This window comes from Paenibacillus tianmuensis, assembly GCF_900100345.1.
GTDB lineage: Bacteria > Bacillota > Bacilli > Paenibacillales > NBRC-103111 > Paenibacillus_G > Paenibacillus_G tianmuensis.
The window spans coordinates 1-20356 of the sequence record NZ_FMTT01000060.1 but is presented as its reverse complement, the minus strand read 5'-3'; the positions used below and the strand labels follow the sequence as shown (position 1 = coordinate 20356).

The window sequence follows — 20356 nt, the reverse complement described above, 5'->3', positions numbered from 1 at the left end:
AAATGAATAAGATTGGTATAGAATCTTACTCTGAGCAGAAAGGTGGGGCGGGGTTACTTAGCAAGACAAGCGCCAGGGCTGGATGACTTATCCGGGGCTGCTTGATTTTCTGCGCATTCGGTCACAGGGTCCGTCGCCGCGGAAGCGGTGGGTATGGACTCCACTATCTCTTAGACAACGCAGGAAGCGGGTATCTCAGGTTGGCATTCAGTTGACGAGGTGAAGGTGTTCGAAACAATTCGGCGGGGACCTTCCGGCCATCGATCCAGCCGTATCGTCAAAACTGAAAACGTCCGGGCGACCGGACCGACAAAGCTTTTGACGGGATCATGTGGAATTTTACTTTCTTTGACAATCAGGAGGTCCTGAACATATGTGCGGTATCGTCGGTTATGTGGGAAAACGGAATTCCCAAGATATATTGATTGACGGCTTGAAAAAACTGGAGTACCGAGGGTACGACTCGGCTGGCGTAGCCGTGTATACGACCAATGGTCTGCAGGTGAAGAAGTCGAAAGGCCGTTTGGCCGTATTGGAATCGAAGCTTGGCGAGAAGCCGCTCAGCGGAACGATCGGGATCGGTCATACGCGCTGGGCGACGCACGGCAAACCGTCGGATGAGAATTCGCATCCGCATACGGATAATTCGTTTAAATTTTCCGTCGTACACAACGGCATTATTGAGAATTATATTTCGCTGAAGGAAGAATTGATCGCGCAAGGTCATGTATTCGTTTCGGAGACGGATACGGAAGTCATTTCCCACTTAATCGCAAGCTTGTACGAAGGCGATATCGTGAAAGCGGTACAGAAGGCGGTTTCGCGCATGAAGGGCGCATTCGCGTTGGGCGTATTGACCGAATACGAGCCGGATAAGCTCGTTGCGGTTCGGTTGTCCAGCCCGCTCATTATCGGTGTCGGCGAAGGCGAGAACTTTATCGGCTCGGACATTCCGGCGATCCTCGAATATACGCGAAACGTGTATATTTTGAACGACGGTGAGATGGCCGCTTTGACGCGTGACGGTGTCGAATTAATGACATTGGAGGGGAATTTTATTTCCCGGGAATTATTCCATGTCGATTGGGATATCGTGACGGCGGAAAAAGCCGGATTCGATCATTTCATGCTGAAAGAAATCCATGAGCAGCCGAAGGCTTATCGTGATACGATGGGCACCCGCTTGGATGCAAGCGGTGAAAAGGTCGTATTGAACGAAATAGGCATGACGCCGGAGCAGATCCGCGCCATTCGACAAGTTCACATCGTGGCTTGCGGTACGGCTTATCATGCGGGTCTTGTCGGAAAATCGGTGATCGAGAAGCTGGCACGGATTCCGGTAGAAACCGATGTCGCTTCGGAATACCGCTACCGCGCCCCAATTATTACACCGGAGACGCTTGTCATCGTCGTGAGCCAATCCGGTGAGACGGCAGACACGTTGGCCGCACTCCGTGAAGCAAAACGCTGCGGCGCGCGGGTGTTAGCTATAACGAACGTGGTCGGCAGTTCCGTTGCCCGGGAAGCGGACGATGTGATCGTTACATGGGCCGGTCCCGAGATTGCTGTAGCCTCCACAAAGGCGTATACTTCGCAATTGATTGCCTTTTACCTGCTCGGGCTGTACTTGGCCCAGACGCTCGGCACGGTGGACGAGGCTTATATTGCCGAGGTTGTTGCAGGCTTGCAGCAACTGCCGGAAAAGGTCGAAAGTATTTTGGCTCAAGCCGATACGATCAGGGCGATTGCCGAGCAAGTGTCGACGCATGACAATCTGTTCTTCATAGGCCGCGGGTTGGATTATGCCGTGGCTTTGGAAGGCTCCTTGAAGTTGAAGGAAATTTCTTACATTCACTCCGAGGCGTATGCTGCTGGTGAGCTCAAGCATGGAACCTTAGCGCTGATTGAGGAAGGCATCCCGGTAATCGCTTTGGCGACCCAGGACGAACTCTTCGAGAAAACGGTCAGCAACATCAAGGAAGTTAAAGCGCGCGGCGCTCACGTATTCGGCATCCATGCCGAAGGCGACGCCGAGCTTGCCAAGGTCGTCGACCGTACGTTCGCGATCCCGGCAACGCTTCCGCTGCTGACTCCAGCGCTGTCTGTTGTGCCACTGCAGTTGCTCGCGTATTACGCGTCGCTGGCCCGCGGCAATGATGTCGACAAGCCGCGGAACTTGGCGAAGAGCGTGACGGTGGAGTAGGGCGGTTAGAGGTATAGAGGTTTTTGTTCAGAGACATTAAAGTTGGTAACTGAACATTATTGTTGGTAACTATTAAATATAGTTAGTAACTGTGGTTTAATGTTGGTAACCGTCTATTTTGAAAAATTAAGATCCTTGTATGTCCCGATGATGGTTAGATATCATCGGGACTTTTTCTATTTAGAAGTATACTAATATATCTGCGATTGGAGAAAGGTTTAAACGAGTAAGAAGATATCCGAATAAATCAAGTTGATAATGTTAGGAACTCAACTTTCGCACCAAAAAAATCAGCTTAACTGCCCGAGCAGCCTAGATTTAAACCGGATTATATCGTAGCTTGACAACATAGAAAAACACCGCTCTGTTTGGTAAAGTGAGAGTGTCCAGCAATCACTACCACACAGAAGAGGTGTCCTCTCTATGATAGAACAAAAGCAGTCTCTCGATCAACTGCCTAAAGAAATTAAAGCCGCATTTATGGAACTAAACATTCTCAAACACTTGAATGGCGCAGGTTTCAAGAAGAAGTTCGGATTTACCTGTGCCTATTTATTTCGGATCATTTTCACCCTATTGTTTCATCAGAAGAACTGGTTTCGTTTGCTGGAGAGCGTCAAACAAGAGTCTTTCCCCGGCAAAGATGCGGTCTACCGGTTTCTTAATCACGGCGGATACGCATGGCGACGGTTTCTGTTGTCGCTGAGCAGCGATACGGTACAGCGAGTCGAGAGGCTGACCTCGGAAAGACGGGAGACCGCTTTTATCTTTGATGATTCGATGTTCGAACGGAATCGAAGCAAGGCTGTCGAGATGCTGGCACGTTTCAGAGATCATGCAACAGGTGCATATTACAAAGGATTCCGCATGCTGACAATGGGTTGGTCGGACGGACACTCCTTTATCCCGATGGATTTTGCGTTGCTGAGTTCTTTGAACTCCGGCATCAACGGTATGACGGAAGGTATGGATAAGCGAACCCATGGCTACAAACGACGCCAGGAAGCGCTTTGCAGTTGTCAAAAGAAAATAAAATCTAAGACTCGGAAAAATAAAGTATTGGACTGACGAGGCGTTTCGTCTGGAGGGGGAGATAACACATGGTGAATCTCGTTGAGGAATTTAGCAATGAATTAAGACATGGTGGCCATCTTATAGTTATGCCTTTATCTAGGATTTTAATAGAAGATGAGTGCGAAATTGGAAAGTATAGGTTTTACCCAATCGGTGAAGTTGACATTAATGCCCTAAGGCCTGTGGATAACAATTCCCTAACATTAATCGAAAACGGGGAAATAAACGACGATGACTGGATGATACTAAACTTCGGAAATGAGGCACTACGCGAAGCCGCGACTGCAATAACTGGTGCAGGCCCCGATATGTTCAAGACAAATCCATTGCTTGCATTCACTGTGAACAATTTAAATTGGGATGAATTCCTTGAAGCAACTACTCATGATTACGATAAAAAAATACTACGAGTCCTTACACGCGAAGCTGAGAAAGCAATGGATTTATTAAAGTTTTATCTTTGCAGAGCTGATCTAATAGATACATTGCCGGGAACTGTGGGAACTTGGAATGGATCAAATGGATTTTCGAGTGCTTTGCTATTTAACATTGACGATTATGAGAGCTATATTATCGCTGGATCAGTTATCACTCATACAGTAGTCAAAGGTATTGGCTTAGAGCTAGGTTTGAATGAAACTGAATCAATTCGTGAGGAATGTGAAGCTATACTTAGTACAAGTGGTGAAGTAGGCACAATTGTAAAAACGGCCCTTGCGATGCATACAACCTTTTTGGAAACTAACAATCCTACCACGCAATTCGTCAAGGCCATGACTTTGCTCGAATTTTTAGCATACCCGGACGATTTTGAAAAATTTGAAAATGTTAGAAAACAAATTACTCCTCATATCGCAACAGACTATAACCATTATCTAAATTTGAAAGAAAGATTCAATGAACTGACGGGAAAAAAAGATGAGACTGGTAAACACATTGGGTATCGAACAAGGATTGTACATATTGGCGATGATTTAGAAGACATATTAGGTGATGAGATGGAAGTAAAGCAAGTAATGTTGGAAGTTCAGATTTATATAGGCAAAGTTATTGTGGACATGATTAAAAATCATGAAATGACATGGTCGGAGTTTGAAGAATTAAGAAAACAAAAGAAAAGATCTTTAGGGATAGTCTAGATTTAGAGTACTATGTCAGATCCTATCGGTGATGGATGCTTAGGTGTTAAAAACTATCTGAGGACAAGAATTATATATTGTCTGCGGATTTGGAACAGAACTTATATCGGTTATTAAGCTCCCATGGAAGAACGAAATTACTTCCATAATCTGTTGTGTCGCGTTGGCGACATGGGTGACTATCGGAACCCTTAGCTCAATAAAACGGCGGCAGCCTTGGACTTTTTTTGTTATGAGCAATATTGTAAGCCCACCAGAATTTTGGTGGGCTTTTTACGTTTTTGTGCATAGCCAAACGAGTGTTCCTGAGATTAAGCCCTATAAATATTAACCCTGAAAAGGACTAGGAATAATACTCGACTCTTTCTTGTCCTTTTCGGTCAGTTCAGCGACGTGGCATGATTCCTTGATGTTATAGCTTGTTGCCAGAGCTAGAGAATTAAAAAGAGGGCTTTCGCCCTTCGATAAAATTTTAGTTCTCTACTCTATCATATGTTTATAAAATCTCTTAAAGGAAATCATAGTTAATATAGTAGCAAGAAAAGTGGTGAATAGCTTGCAGGAAATAGAAGCAGTAGTGAATGAACTCATATCCCAATTCCTAAACCGTATTAAGTCAGGTGAAAGAAAGAAATTTAATACATTGCAGCTTGAAAAGAAGGTCATCCAAAATTTTAATAACTTGAAACAATATGACGAGGTAGGTGGTAGCAAGAGGTTTTCTTTATGTATTCAGCAATTCATGGCAACAGGCATTTTAATTAAACCCACTACCGCGAAAGCTATAAATATTGGCTCCTCGAACTTGTGCGAATGGTATTGGCTTCGTGCAGCACAGCCTGCCGAAGAGTGGAGTTATAACCAAATCTTAGAGGTATCAGATTTAATTGACCTCACTTTTTATATAAAAAACCCTAAGCTCCAGACTAGTGATGTATGGGCAAAAATAAAGTGTATTCATAAATTCCTTCAAACGCGACACCTTAGAGTTCCAATTTCAAGAGAACAGCGATCACTACAAATTTTCTCTGGTTTGTCTCCTTGGGTGGAGACCGAAACAAAAGAAAAGTGGCTTGGAAGCGAAACGGGAAAAGTGTTTTTAAAGCGATTAAATATAAATCTGAATCACTTGGTAGCATATACACTCAGGGAACCATTTATCTACTATAACAACCCCCGAAGTAGTGAGGTTAAAGAGGTACTTGTTTTGGAAGGACTCTCAGCGTATGACACGTGCAAACGAATGCTATATGAGAACATACCGTGGTGTTTTGGACCAGAGCCCGATTTAATTATTTTCGGAGCAGGATTTCAAATATTAGGAAATTTTGAATACATCATTGAACTTGACTGCAAACCATCAAATATTACTGTCCGCTACGTGGGAGACGTAGACCCCGAGGGTTACAAGATTTACACAGAATTCAAACGCGTATATAGTCCTTACGATTACAATATTGTTCAATCCGATTCTATGTATGAATGGATGCTCAAATATGGTTTCCACGCAAAGGCACCTATTCTAACCGAACAAAAAATAAATGACAGACAGTTCGCTACGTTCATTTCCGAAATTAAAAGTGAAGAAGCGATTGAACGTATTCTTATGCTCAAAATAAGACACGAGCGTGTTGCCCAAGAAGTATTTAACCTTGAGGCTATTTTAGAATCCTCTACAGTGGGTGGTGATTAAATTGCTCTCTAACGACACGCTTTATGGTTTAGGTGATAAGTTAAAGCATCTTAACCACATATGGGCACTCTCTCGTGGCATCGACTTAGGCGAGCACACACCATTTTTGGGGGCTATCAAATACGTCATCTTGCAAGAAGTGTTCTCGAGGGAGATTAATGATTCTCAAAGCCGCGCATACGCTGACTTAGTAACAATTGCTCAAGAAGCTTGTGGTCTCAGATTTCAAGCTACGGAAGAACAAGCTGAAAAAGTTATTGAAGATTTGATGTGGAGCAAAAATAAAAGCTATGACCGATTCTCATTTGAAAGCGAGTTTTATGATGAGTTAAATGGTACATGGGAGAAACAAAGATATCAATACCTCACGATAGACCATGACACAAGTGATTTCGAAAATGGTATTGAAGTCTATAAACTTAGCGATGAAGCTCTAAGCATTGTTGTCTCTAACCGAGAATTTGAAAATGCATTCGACGTAACGGTTGCACAGTTGATTGCTGAAATGATGATTAGAAATGGTAATCTCAAGGAGGCCCGGGCGACACTCGATAAACTTGACGTGAAAGTACGTAAGTTAATTAATGAAGAAAAAGAGCATCATAAACAACTTCGAAGAGACCCCCGTAAAGCGATTAAAGAACATAATGAGCGGTGGAACAAGAGCCTCAATGATATCGAAAAACAGTTTGTAGAAGAAAAAAATGGTTTCGGGAGACTGGTGTCTACCTTAGACAAATCAAACAATACCAATGACGAAGATAAGAAAAAGGAAATAAATAAAATTCGTCAACGCATCCACCGGACAAGCAGGTCTCATGATTATCTCGCGAAACTTGTCATCAGCAACATACGGATTGATTTTGATTATCGTAGTAATCATTTTGCATCATTGTTTTGGGCTCCTCCAAAAAAAACATTTAAAGATTCATTATGGCGGAGTGCAAAACAAGTTGGCTTCATTCACCCTGAAGCATTGTATTACATAGCAAGTTCTATTTTTTCTCCTCAAAAGCCCTTCATGTTTCCACTTGAGTGGATAGCAATGGAGCAAACTATACTCCTTCAGGAAATAGAATTTGACTATGAAGATGATCCACAAGAACCGATTGTTCCAATGGATTTAAATTGGGATAAGATAACTGATTTGTGGATGCCGTTGGTTGAAGAGTTAATCGAATACGGTGAAATTTCTACTCTCCACTACGATTCGATCTCGGATGAGTCACTCAGTGAATGGCTCAAATACAGAGAGGCATTTGATATTTGGATTCTTTTCAAAATGAGTGAACAAGAAAGCCTTACATTGACAGAAGAAGCACTCACACAAGAAGAGTCAGATCACCGTATTATTTTGTTCCAAAAATTAATTGCTAAGTACCCTCGCTTTGAAGTTTTGGTTAATAAAACGCTTCACGTAGAAGCAACTGAAGACGACACAATTGTAATTCACAACAAAATTCTAGTATCACCTATTTTTATCAATATCGCATAAGAAGGGGGAGAGAAGTTGTTACATGAAAAAAATTTTGAATCGGCCATTCATTTATATGGCGAGTTGTTAAAACATGGATTTCTACCCATGAACAATAAATGGGTTCAGCCTTACAAGGAAGAAGAAGAAGTTCGAATTGCTCTAAAAAGGCTAGCAAGGCTATGGAGAACCACCATTATTGATACTAGTGACCACATTCACTTGGTCGCTGAGCCGGAGGGCTGTATTTTCGCTACTTCATTAAGCGAAATGAAAAATTCAAGAAGATATGCCAAGTCATTCGATGACAGAATCGACTTTTACATCATTTGTACCATCATAAACACTTTGTTCTCCGAAATTGAGTCTAGTTACAATGGTAAACTTTCCGTAGAAACAGAGGGCATTGGCTATTATCAATTAGAGTCAATGGTTACGGAAATACTAAATGATTGGAAACAAATTGACGACGGGACCAAAGAGGAGTTTTCTAAGGAATTTGGAATCGCAGTAAAAAAAATGCATGCGAAGTGGAACAATATGCAATATTTTCGCCCGAACAAAAAGATTACAGCAAATCAGCGAACAAGACTCGGCTATGTACAATCCGCAATGAGCCTGCTGGAAAGTGAAGGACTTATTTACATTAGCAAAACGCACAAGACCAGCTACATAGTTTTTCCTAAACCACAACTTTATGAGCGTATGGAGAAAATTTTACCCGAACTAGAACGTTATCAAGTCATTCAAGTGCTCATTCGAGAAGCGAAAGCTAAAACGATTGAAGATGAAAAAAATGATGAGGAGACTGCATAATGTTACCTAGACTGACTGGTTGGAGATTTGTGGGGCCAAGATACGCCGGAGATACTATTCGTCATGGAGATACACGGATGGATTTTACAACCGTAACGAATAATCCGCGTCATCCATTAATGCCCTCTAATGCTGCAATTCCCTTTCGAAATGGTGGGGGCAAAGGGGTATTGCTTCATCTTGCCATGCAACCACTAGCACCTCTAACGGATTGGAAAAATGGCAAGAATAAAGTGGAGCACTTCTTCTGGAACAAAGAGCAAAAGTTAATTAAGTACACGTTTCATACTGCGCTTGAATTCGAACTCGATAGAAACCGAAGATTACTTACAGGTATTTCTGTAACGCCTAGTCAAGTCGTAAGAGAAAGAAAAAAAGAAGGGACTTCTTCGGTAGAGCTAGATTATATGCTCTTTTTGTCAGAGTATACGGTTGACGATATGGAAGTGGGTATCGATAAGTTGCCGCTTTGGAATGAGGAAGCGGAACGTGCGACGGATTTAGAAGTGTGGAAGGGAATCATCAAACAAAAATATCCCACTCGAATTATGAACTTTAACAGGGGCGAAGAACAACGATACATAGAGCTGTTAAATGAGTACGGAATTCAGCAAAACACGATTAAATCGATGCTGAAAATAAACGCTGATGAAAATGATATGTCCGAGTATTTTAAAGGTGCTACGGATAACCAAGGATTGTTCAACAAGCTAATTATTCCTTCAATTAACAGCACGATAGAAGCTTCCGTGCAAACTACAGAAAAATTGGATTTGGCGGAATCTTTCCTTGGGGTATTGAAAATTGCGCAAGAGCTTCCGCGAATTCTTAAAATCTCCGAGGGTGCAAGGGTGCTAAAAACGGTGCTCGATCCGTTAATTGAATCTATAGTTGAAATGATTCGAGTTGAAAAACTCACAGAAACCCATGCGGAAAAAGGCTATGCCATTCGTGAAGTACTCAATGAAGAGGATAAACGGCTTGAACTTCATATTAGAGAAGTTGAAAAGCGGAATGCCGAAATTGAACATGACAAAAAAATGACAGATTGGAAACTCAAAAACGTTGAATACATGTCAATTCTTCAAAATCATCAGGAAGTTGTTCGTGATATTAAGACGCAGGATACTCAAATTCAGCAATGGAGCAGTGACATTGCGCAGATGGAGAAGGATATTCATGTTTTAAATGTGGGCGTCTTAAGCAAAGAACATTATCAATTATCAGGACAAGCCGCGGAAACAGAAAAAGTCATCCATAATTTGCAATCCAGTCTTGATATGGATGACCTCGCAGCTAAGCTTGATGATGTGCAAGCAAAATTCGAAAAAAATTGGGAGCTGACAACCCTTCCTTCATGGCAATACACAGTCAACCAATCACATTTCTTGCTAAAGTGTCAACAAACTGATATTGATGATGCTGATAATCGCAAACAAAATGCATTGATTAATAAAAATACGCTAGAACAAGCTAAAAAAGCCACGGAAGCAGCGTTACAGAAACACGATGATAAACAAAATGAGTTAGCTCAGGTTTTTGGGGAAAAGATTCGGTCATTTCCCAGCGATGTTCTACTACAAAAAAAGTTAGAGCTTGAGTATGCGAAGAAAGAGCAAGCGGTTTTAGATATAAATAAGAAAGAGCATGAAGGAATCACCTCTTTCCTTTCAGAAACGATCGGTGCTTTATCAAAGGACGCAGAGCATCTTATGCAGCTTATTGAGCATCTAGATGATGAGTATGCGATTTGCCTTGAGCAAGAAGAAGAACTCGTTAGTGCTATTTCGGTTGCTTTTAGAGAAGACGTAATTGAAGTAACACCTACTCGGGAGTGGTTCGAGTATCAAAAACACACGCTAGATGTTAAACTCAAAAGTCAAAAGCTTAAGCGGGATGATAAAGCGCGGTTGCTTTGGAAAAGCGATCTGGATTTAGAGTTAATGAACGAAAGTAAGAATATAAACGGTAGAATACCTAATTATCAATTACTACGTATAAGAGATAAGATTTTGGAGCAAGGCATCCGTTGTCTTCTTGGATCTGATTTTCTCGGTGCTTTACCACATCATGAAAGGGAAAATGAATTGAATCGAAATCCAATCTTACCATTTAGTATTTTGCTTATGGAAGAGGATTTTGATAACGTCGATTTTTCTTTCTTCAGTAATGAGTGGATGGAATTGCCAGTCTTTATTATTCCGCGCCAACGTATGGGCAAACAATCTGCTTATCCGATTCAAACGGTAGGTTTAAAGCAATACACTGATAGCGCCTTTGTTCCCCAAGATGAAGGTTATCAAATGTGGCTGGATGATGACCTCTGGAAAAAATGGATCAATAACGTAGAAGAGGACCACAAAAATCTTACATGGGATATAGAGCTTCTTCAAAATTACATCCGAGAAAAAGAGTTGTTATCTAAGAGAATTGAATTTTTTTTACTTGGAAAGACGTCAATTGAGCAGCTAGTGGAGATTGACAAATTAAAGGACACACATAAAGAAGCACTAGAAACCGTTGATAATAAAAAAGCTGAGAAAGTTCTTTTACTTCAAGAAGCTAAGATTATCGAAATTCAAATGCATGAATATGTTAAATCAATCAGGCTTTTGGAGGATGAGCAGCATCGTTTGGAGGAATGGCTAAAAGAGTGTCAAACGTACGTCAGAAACAAAGTATATCTTGGGGAATTAGATGATGAATTCAAAAAGACCGAAATTGAATTAAATCGCGCGCAACAAGAATGGATAGAAGTAAAACGCATTCGGGATGATTTCAATGAAAAGTTTATTAAATGGACTTCAAGCGTTAGCTTTCAAATGCCAACTCTGCAAAACTTAAATAAAAGTGTACGGCTGCCGTCTTTTGATGAACAGTATGTCGGTAACTCATCTTTTTTTCTAGACTTAACTGAGACACTGGGTGTTGAGGCTAAAGGGCTGATTGAGATGTATCAATCTCTTGTGCAAGAACGAAACAATATGAGCACTCAAATTGCATCACAGCAAGCGGAACTCGAGCGCTTAACTGAACGTAAACTTGAACTTGAGAATGAAATGCTTCAATTGGACGATAATTGGCGATCGTTCTCTGTTCCAGTTAAAGCAGTTGCTCAATTAAAGAAAGAGAAAGATATACTTTCTTCAGACCGTGTCGGATTAATCTCGAAGCGAAGCAATCTTGAAGGGAAAAAAGAAGAGAAAAACAATAGCAGGACGAGCCTTGAAAGCAAGCTTCGCCAAAAAGAAAAGGAATTTAAAAGTGCCGGGTATTCAATTGAGATCTGGGAGGATTTTCATTTTGAAAGCTTCCAAAGAATCCTCAATGAGCAAAAAGTGAAGCTTGAGCGGCTTGCATTGGAAACCGTTAAGGAAAAAACGGATATGGTCGAGAAGAAGAAAGCCATTTCGATTTCATTGAATGGTCTCCGGGAAGAAGATGTAAAAACTTCACTTTATCAGCTAGAACATGCACAACGGATGGAGATTGAACGAAATCCAAGTGATTCGGTAAAAACGTGGACAGACGAAAGGTACCGTATCGCAAAGCTTCTAAAGGAAAGGCAAAATAAAAAGTCAACGGAGTTTACTGCGTTGATTCAATTAATCGAGAAGAACGAAACTATAGCTGAATTTGTTAAACAAGAGTTCCTTGATGAAATAATACGACTACGTCTTTCTTCTGAAAATAATTCAGAAGTTGTAGAAACGTTAAATTACATCAAAGAATGGGCGTTAGCAGAAGCGGAAGACCAGTTAATCCAACAGCAGAAAGCAGAGGATGCAATTGTATTCTGGTCGGAACGTGTAAGCAGACGAGTAGTTCTTGTTATCAATGTAATGAAATCCATGGTCGGTAAAATGAAAGTGAAGAACAGCCACGGTCAGTTTGTGGAACTTGTTCGCTTCAAAAACAACACCAGGTTTCCTGATAACCGAAGTGAAATCGAAAGTGCGGTGAAAAGCCATTGCATCAGTTCGATTCACGATTTAATGACGGAATATGGGGACGCAGATAAAGTACCAAAAAGTCAAATTGCAAGATGTACGAACATTAGTGAAATTGTCCTCAAGGCTTTGGGAGAGTTACCGCGTATTCTATTTTACATCCCAGATGCTTCAGGTAACTTCCTGAAGGAAAAGGTTAAACAACATTTGTATAAAGAATGGAATGTCATTAACAACGGTGGTGAAAAGGAGTCATCAAAGAGTGGTGGTCAGACGCTAATGGCGCAAATTATTATGCTCATTATGTTGCTTAAGATAGAGAAGCATGATAATTCCCCAGGGCTTCTTATCACAGATAACATGTTTGGTGAAATGTCTGCGCCGGAATTGATCGAGCCCGTCTTCGTTGCGCTTGAGCTCCTCGGTGTACAGTGGATTACCGTATGTCCCCCGAACATTAAGCTCGACATCACAAGTCGCTTTGACACCGTATACAGCCTTGATATCACGGCAGAAAACGGAAAGAACGTCGTGACGCAAAAGGTTCAGAAATACCAAAGGCGGTATTTGGAGCCATCATCAGCCATAGAAGTAGCAAAACGAGAAGATGAAAGTGATGAATCCGATGAAATGACTTCTTAATTTACTGTTACAAAGCTAGTACGCCTTCAACGCTTAATCTGTGAGGTTTGAACGACGCATTTCCATACATCGAAGCCGCGGCTGACCACTATTTTAGTATTGACGGCGTACTAGAAACCACAATATTGTTTATGTCATTAAATCAAGAGATAATGTACATGGAGACTTGATTTTTGCGATTAACAACCAAATGGCATCTTTAATGTTAAAAAGTTTTATTGTATAATAAAAATTAACTTATCTGAATATTCTATCGTAATTTCTATCTGAATAATAGTGGATATAATTTGATTTAAATGCTTCGTCCTTGAATCTAGGGACGAAGCATTCGTGCTTTTTAGGGGTGTTGAATATTCAATTGAATGTTCAAATGAAGGGTTATTTTGATAAAAAACGATTGATTGGGAGGATTCTCTAATGATTAGAAAGGGACAGCCACAATGGAAAGTTGAGCAGAGGAGATTAAAAGAAGGACGGGGGCAGGGGCACGGTGTTGATTATCAACCATACATTAAAACGTATGATTTTTCTTCGAAGGGGGTTCGGACACGTTCATTGGGTTGGAAGACGGGAAGACACCATCATTTTTTGTCACGTGATGAGTATCACTATTTTCTCACATTGGAGTTTTCTGATCGTGTCGTAAATATTCGTGAACAATATCCCCTCTTACCTAAAGAGAGAACCATTGAAATCGCTAAGGAATTAAATGTCTCTCATCCAAGTGATGATAATGGAGATCCAGTCGTTATGACCACTGATTTTAACATAACAGTTCTTGGAGAGCATCGTCCAGAAGATTTGCAAGATGTTATTCGTACTCTCAAGCCAACAAGCCAATTAACGCAAAATATGCTAGAGAAATTTGAAATTGAACGCAAATATTTTGAGGAGAAGGGAATTGATTGGGGAATTGTCTTGGATGAACAAAAGCCGCCTAACTTAATTTACAATTTAGATTGGCTGTATGATGGGTATCATCTAAGTGCAAAACCACACTTAAAACAGGAAAATGTAAATTTTATTGCACCTTATCTTTTTAATGCCATAAATTCGAATGAAGATTCATTCATTAATATCTGCCTGTCGTTAGATAGTGAATTTGGTTTCATACCTGGCTCGTGCCTATTTATTGTGAAACATATGCTTGCAAATAGAATCTGGGTAACAGATTTGTATATAGATAAAATTACAAATCAAAGTAATCTCCAATTGCAACTCGTCGAATAAGGAAGGGGCATAAGCTATGTCTAAAATTCTAGTAGATACGATATTAGAATGGTTAGATGAGAACGATGAGACATTATCGATTGGGAGAGTTCTTTGGATCTCACCTGAACCAACAGACAGAGATATTGTCATAATAGATATCACAGATGTGAAAGATATCGCTTTCCCATATTGGGCAAAACTTCATGAAATAGAAGAAGAATTAGAAGAAGGAGGATATCTTCGAATAATAGACTTTCTGCCAGACCCTAAATTAATGGATGAGACCTTTATTAACAAACATGTTGCTAGACGTGATGTTAAATGGAATACGATTAGAGAAATTGTCTTAATAGAGCCAGATATCTATATACCTGAAAAAAGAGGTTCTCTAATTAAAAAAGTTTGTACAGAAAAAAACAAAAATAAAAAGGTAGTCTATGAATTGTTAAGGGAATTTTGGTTCCATGGCAAAGTGATAAACGGTTTACTCCCTGACTATAAAAAATCTGGTGCACCTGGACGAGAACGGAATTACTTGAGTAAACCAGGACCGCGTTCTAAAAATGCAAACAAGGATCCGCGGTTGGTCGGCCTTGTAATAACCGAGAAGGTAAAGAAAGTTTTTCGGAAATACATAAATCATTATTTCAGAAAAAAGAACCTGGACTTCAAATCAGTCTGGGAGATCATGTTGGACAAGCATTTTATATCCGGATATTTTAGAGAAAACGGAGTTAAAGTGCCGATTCCGCTCCCTCCGGAGCAAAGGCCAACTTTACGTCAATTCGGCTATTTTTACAACAAGGAATACTCATATAGAGAGAAGCAAACAGGAAGGAAAGGGAAACGAAAATATCAAAAGGATCACAGGCATATGGATGGGGATGAACGGCAGAGAGCTTGGGGGCCAGGTGCCGTATACCAGACTGACTCTACACCTTCGGATCTTTACATTGTACACTCCTTGAATCGTGAACAGGTTATCGGTAAGCCCATTCTTTATTTAGTAGTTGATATTTTTAGTTCACTTATTGCTGGGTTCTATTGTTGGTTGAAAGCAGCATCCTACATGGGAGCAGCTATGGCCTTTGAACAAGCCACAACAAATAAAGTTGATTTCTGCAGAGAATTTGGCATTACTATTTCGGAGGAAGAGTGGCCAAGCCAAGGATTACCGAAAATTTTGACTGCCGATGGAGGAGAATTGTCTGGGTATAACGCCGAAAACATGGTATCACTCGGTACAAGTGTCGAAATCCTTCCTGCATATAGACCGGAACTGAAGGGAATTGTTGAACAGTTAATGAGAAAGATGAACGCTGAAGCAAAAAGATGCTTTCCAGGTGGAGTATTAAAACAGGTTAAAGAACGTGGGGACAAAGACCATCGTTTGGAAGCCGTTGCTTCATTGGAAGCCTATTACAAGTTTATCATTCAGTGTATCCGTGAACATAACAACAGCATTGTGAGTGACGAGTTTGTAGTCGACCCACAGATGTATCAGGCTGGCATAAAACTTACGCCTGCAGAAATCTGGAAGTGGGGGGTTAAAAATCGCACTTCCTCCTTGCACGATAAACCGAAGGATTTGATACGAATGAACCTTTTGCCTAGGGATACAGCATCGATTACTCAAGCTGGAATTAAATATGGCAAACTGAGATATACCTGCAAGCGGGGCGATGATGAGGGATGGTTTGAAGAGAAAAGTCTAGATCAGTCCAAGACGGTTAATATTTCATTCGATCCTCGAATTTGTGGTGGTATCTATGTTAGGCGTCGCAATGGCGAGTTTATTTTTTGTCATTTGACGAGGAAGTATGAAAAGTATAAACATCTTTCTTTTGATGAAGTGAAAAAGATTCTAGATATGCCTGTAGACCAAAAGAAAGAATTCAAAGAGGAACAGCACCTTTTGAAAACCAAATCACGTGCAATTAAAAATCATATTCAAGCAGAAGAGTCAGCAAAAACGAATGTAATGATCACGGATAGCGGTAAAAAGAAACGAATCAATAATATGTCCGAAGCGAATCAAGATGAACGTAATAATTGGGCAAAAGAGCATTCATGGATATCTGCAGATATAGCGGAGGTTTTTATAGAGAGTTCTGATGAGATGGAAGGCGGAAATGCTCAAAAAGATTATTCAAATAAAACAGACCAAGACACTATGTACGAGTTTATAGACTTTACACGTAAAAAGTGGGGAGGATCCAATGGCTGATCATACGGCAGGGGCATTTTTGAGAGGTTACACATGTACGGCAGATTATCGAAAAGACGAAGTGGTTGAAGAATATAAAAACAACCCACTTATCGAGGCATTTCCAAAGCGACTTTCTAAGTCTGAGTTAATGGAAAGGCTGTTTAGAACGCCGTATTATAATTCAGATCATCGAAATCTAGAACTTGAGGATCGACTTGAGTTGATTGATCAAATTTACGATGAGTTTATGCAACCATTACCTGTACATATTGACTTGCACCGAGCCATCTATTCAATGATACGGCGTGGCTACAAAGGTAGAAATCCCCAAAGCCCCTCCTATACGAGACAATTCGCAATTGGTCATGAAAAGATTTTGAAGGCAGGACTTGATGGAAATGGACGTAATTTAGCTGGTGTTTCACCGACAGCTTCCACTTTTTCACTTGTAGGTCTTAGTGGGATGGGAAAAACAAAATCTGTTGAAAACATACTTTTACAGTACCCACAAGTAATCAGTCATGAGACATATAAAGGAGAACCGTTCATTAGATCGCAACTCGTTTGGCTTAAGATAGAATGTCCATCAAGTAAGTCTTTAAAGTCACTTTGCAACAACTTCTATATGGGAATTGATCGTATCATGGGTAACACTAATTATTATGCCCAATACTCTCGTACACGAGAAGATACAATTGATAAACTATCAGCACAGATGTCTCATGTAGCTTCCTTAGTCAATTTAGGTGTACTGGTCATTGACGAGATTCAGCGGGTAAACAAAGGGGCATCAGGCGGTGAAAACCGAATGATTGAATTTATTACTGAGTTAACTAACACTTTCGGTGTACCAATCATTATTATAGGTACCTTTAAAGCGATGTATTTGTACAAGAAGTCTATGGCGAATATAAGAAGAGCAATTCCAGTAACCTATATGGAGCATATCATTGACCGGATGGAGAATGATGCGCAATGGGGCTTATTTTTGGGCAGTCTATGGAATCTTCAATACACTAAAACTGAAACAATCTTAACGAAGGAACTTAGTGAGACGATGTACCATGAAACTCAGGGAGTACTGGATATTACCGTAAAGCTTTATATGCATATTCAGTCACACGCGATTATAAAAGGGGGAAATGAACAAATTACCCCAGCGATAATTCGGGAAGTTGCTCGAAAAAGTCTGCAATTGCTCCAGCCATTGTTTGATAGATTTCGCCGCGGCGATACTACTGCAGCTGAAGAAGAATTTGAAGATCTAAAACCAAAATGGCTTGAATTAAATGATTATATCAAAAAGGTGGATTATCGTGTTGAAATAGCCGGTATTCTCGCTTCTGAACATAAGAGAGCTCTTCAACAAAAAGATGAACAACAAATCATCAAGAAACTTTTTAATCATGCCAAACAAAATGGTTTAGATCCCTTGATAGCTGAGCAGGCCGCAAATTCGGTTTACCAAGCGAGTCAGGGGATGGATAACTTGGATGAAATGATAGAATTGATGAACAAACAGGCGAATGAGTACAGGGTAACACTTGAACAAAAGAATATTATTTTAAGCCTGCCGAAACAAAAAAACACGAAAAAGATAAAGCCTCTACTTCATCCAAAAGACATTAGAAGTATTGTACTTCACGGTGAAGAGGCAGGGAAAACCATAGCCGAAGCATTGAAAGAAAGTGGCTATATTAAAGAGTATGATGAATTCCTGTGATGTGCAGTTTTGAATAAGATTCCTTGACCTATGTTACTTACATTTTTGGAGTGAGGCAGTGAATAAACTTAATTATTTCCCCAAATGTTATCCCGATGAGGACTTTCGTAGTATTGTTTATAGGTATCATTTACATACGGGAAATCTAAGATTTAAGCAATCAATAATAGAACTGTTCGGTAGGAATACACCTCAAGGGATTATTCCCCAGAACCTAGAAGCGTTAATAAAGAGGTTGCCAGAAGGTCAAATATCCATAGACAAGCTACTCAATGAGCATTCTTTTTTTCCATTATACAGACCATTTTTACCTAACCCAAAGAGGGTATTAATTGAAGAGTCGATAAAAGAACTGAAAATAAATACAAGTAAAGGAGTAATATTATCTACTAGAGACAATAAACTTACCACTAGTAATGTTAGATATTGTCCTCACTGTTTACTAGAAGATTTCGAAACCTTTGGTGAATGCTATTTGCATAGATTGCATCAAACTCGTGATCTGGATATTTGTCATCATCATCAAATTTCTTTGGTGGATCGATGCCCGACGTGTTTATTACCTCTAACAAGTAATTTTGCATTTTTGTCAGAACCCTATTGCTCTTTAGGGCACCCTATCAGAGAAGCAACTGATCAATTCTTTGAACTCGCCAAGATAAAGTTGTCGCTGATTGGTTATTACGAATACTTGTTTACTGCTAAAACAAAGCTACTCTATGATGACATGGAACGGTTAGTTAAGGATGGATTGACTAGAAATGGTTTTGTTAATCAGAAGGGTACTGTAAACAAAAAGGCATTTTTTGATGAATTTATAAATAGCCTAAGCGAGGAGGTACAGGAATGCTTTGGAATATCAAAGGAATACTTTTTGGAACGTTGGGCATATAATCGTCTGCTTAAACCAAAACAGTTCCTTTTTATTCCCAATGTCTTTTTGTTAATATTGAGATTTTTGAAGATATCTTTAGATTCGATAAAATCAATGACTGCAACATGCCTAGTAGACGATCCTTTCGGTGACGGACCTTGGGAGTGCGTAAACGTTGTTTGTCCTTCATACAAATCAAATATTATTACTAAATACACACAAAATTATAATAGGAATAAAAGTAAAATCACTGGTTTTTTTCAATGCGAAATATGCGGTTTCGTTTATAGCAAGGGGTGGCCCCCTGACCAATTTGACGAGCAGAAAACGAAAATTGGTATCAGGGATCGAGGTAAGCTATGGAGAAATCAATTATTACTTCTTCATCGGACAGGATTGTCTGGGTATGCCATCTCTAAGAAACTGCAAGTTGATCGGGCGATAATATATCATCATTTGCGCCAAATGGGTGTCAATGATATGGAAAGCGGTATGAATGAAATATCCATGGCTTTAGATCAAACTAGTGCTGCAACAGAAACAACGGACAAAGAGACATATCGTTCACTACTGCTTGGTATGTTAAAGCAAGATCCTCAAATCTCGCGGTCGCAGCTTGCTAGAAGTCACAACAAAGTATATCTTTGGCTATTAAAGAATGACCGACTTTGGTTTGCTGAAGTGCTACCCTACAAAATCGCCTGGGAATCAAGAAGAATAGATTATGAAGTGTTGGATGAACAACTAGTAGTTAAGGTGAAAGAAGCTGCTCAACTATTATATCATCACAAGAAACCAACTCAACGCATTTTAAAAAGCACGATAATCAATCAATTGGAAAAGGTTAACCGAAATCAACTTAATGATAAGAAGGACAAGTTTCCAAAGACTCGAAGTATGCTGGAACAGTTAGAAGAGAAGTATGACGATTATCAGTTCCGCAACCTTCCTAACATAATCAACAAATTGCGTTCATACGGCAATAAAAATCCAACATTTTCTAGTTTGAATATCAAGTTACCTCAGCAAAAACCTTCACATACGAACGTTTGTTTGATACACTAATTACAAATAAATGTTCGGGAGAGATTGGCATGGCTCAACAAGAATTGATGACGTTGAAGAGATTTCAAGAAAAGTTTCATTCGGATGACGCATGTCGCGAGCATCTGTTCCAGATCCGCTGGGCGAACGGCTTCTGCTGTCCCAAATGCGAACATACTGCATTCTACTTTCTGGAAACCCGCAAGCTGTATCAATGCACGCGCTGCAAGCACCAGGCGTCTGTTACTGCCGGGACGATTATGCATAAGTCTCACACTCCACTGCTGACCTGGTTTTGGGCGA

11 protein-coding genes and 1 pseudogene are annotated in these 20356 nt (G+C 40.2%); all 12 read left to right on the top strand.

The genetic code is table 11. From position 1 onward, the window contains the following. The first annotated feature begins 373 nt into the window (after positions 1-373). The gene (glmS, locus tag BLO51_RS25730) at positions 374-2203 is read left to right on the top strand and encodes a glutamine--fructose-6-phosphate transaminase (isomerizing) (RefSeq protein WP_090676404.1); all 1830 of its coding nucleotides are present in this window, start codon (positions 374-376) and stop codon (positions 2201-2203) included. A 423-nt stretch (positions 2204-2626) separates the two neighbouring features. Then, positions 2627-3241 (top strand): annotated as a pseudogene (locus BLO51_RS25725) (transposase); the annotation flags it as partial. A gap of 62 nt (positions 3242-3303) precedes the next feature. After that, positions 3304-4416 carry a hypothetical protein gene (locus tag BLO51_RS25720; protein WP_090676401.1) on the top strand — a complete coding sequence of 371 codons (1113 nt, stop codon included), beginning with the start codon at positions 3304-3306 and terminating at the stop codon, positions 4414-4416. A 547-nt stretch (positions 4417-4963) separates the two neighbouring features. Further along, positions 4964-6109 carry a hypothetical protein gene (locus BLO51_RS25715; RefSeq protein ID WP_217266791.1) on the top strand — a complete coding sequence of 382 codons (1146 nt, stop codon included), beginning with the start codon at positions 4964-4966 and terminating at the stop codon, positions 6107-6109. A gap of 1 nt (position 6110) precedes the next feature. Beyond that, complete coding sequence (locus tag BLO51_RS25710; protein WP_090676395.1) at positions 6111-7604, top strand: hypothetical protein; 1494 nt, start codon at positions 6111-6113, stop codon at positions 7602-7604. A 15-nt stretch (positions 7605-7619) separates the two neighbouring features. Further along, entirely contained in the window at positions 7620-8399 is a 780-nt protein-coding gene (locus BLO51_RS25705) for a DUF6063 family protein (protein WP_090676392.1), read from the top strand. Further along, positions 8399-12991 carry a coiled-coil domain-containing protein gene (locus tag BLO51_RS25700; protein ID WP_090676389.1) on the top strand — a complete coding sequence of 1531 codons (4593 nt, stop codon included), beginning with the start codon at positions 8399-8401 and terminating at the stop codon, positions 12989-12991. The genes BLO51_RS25705 and BLO51_RS25700 overlap by 1 nt, the downstream gene beginning before the upstream one ends. Positions 12992-13408: 417 nt before the next feature. Beyond that, complete coding sequence (locus BLO51_RS25695) at positions 13409-14221, top strand: TnsA endonuclease N-terminal domain-containing protein (RefSeq protein WP_090676386.1); 813 nt, start codon at positions 13409-13411, stop codon at positions 14219-14221. A gap of 16 nt (positions 14222-14237) precedes the next feature. After that, entirely contained in the window at positions 14238-16430 is a 2193-nt protein-coding gene (locus tag BLO51_RS25690; protein ID WP_090676383.1) for a Mu transposase C-terminal domain-containing protein, read from the top strand. After that, positions 16423-18135: an ATP-binding protein gene (locus BLO51_RS25685; RefSeq protein ID WP_090676381.1), complete on the top strand. Its 1713-nt coding sequence runs from the start codon at positions 16423-16425 to the stop codon at positions 18133-18135. The genes BLO51_RS25690 and BLO51_RS25685 overlap by 8 nt, the downstream gene beginning before the upstream one ends. Positions 18136-18193: 58 nt before the next feature. Further along, positions 18194-20074: a TnsD family Tn7-like transposition protein gene (locus BLO51_RS25680; protein ID WP_090676378.1), complete on the top strand. Its 1881-nt coding sequence runs from the start codon at positions 18194-18196 to the stop codon at positions 20072-20074. A 47-nt stretch (positions 20075-20121) separates the two neighbouring features. Continuing rightward, a partial coding sequence (locus BLO51_RS25675; protein ID WP_425415837.1) for a transposase occupies positions 20122-20356 on the top strand: 235 nt, incomplete at its 3' end.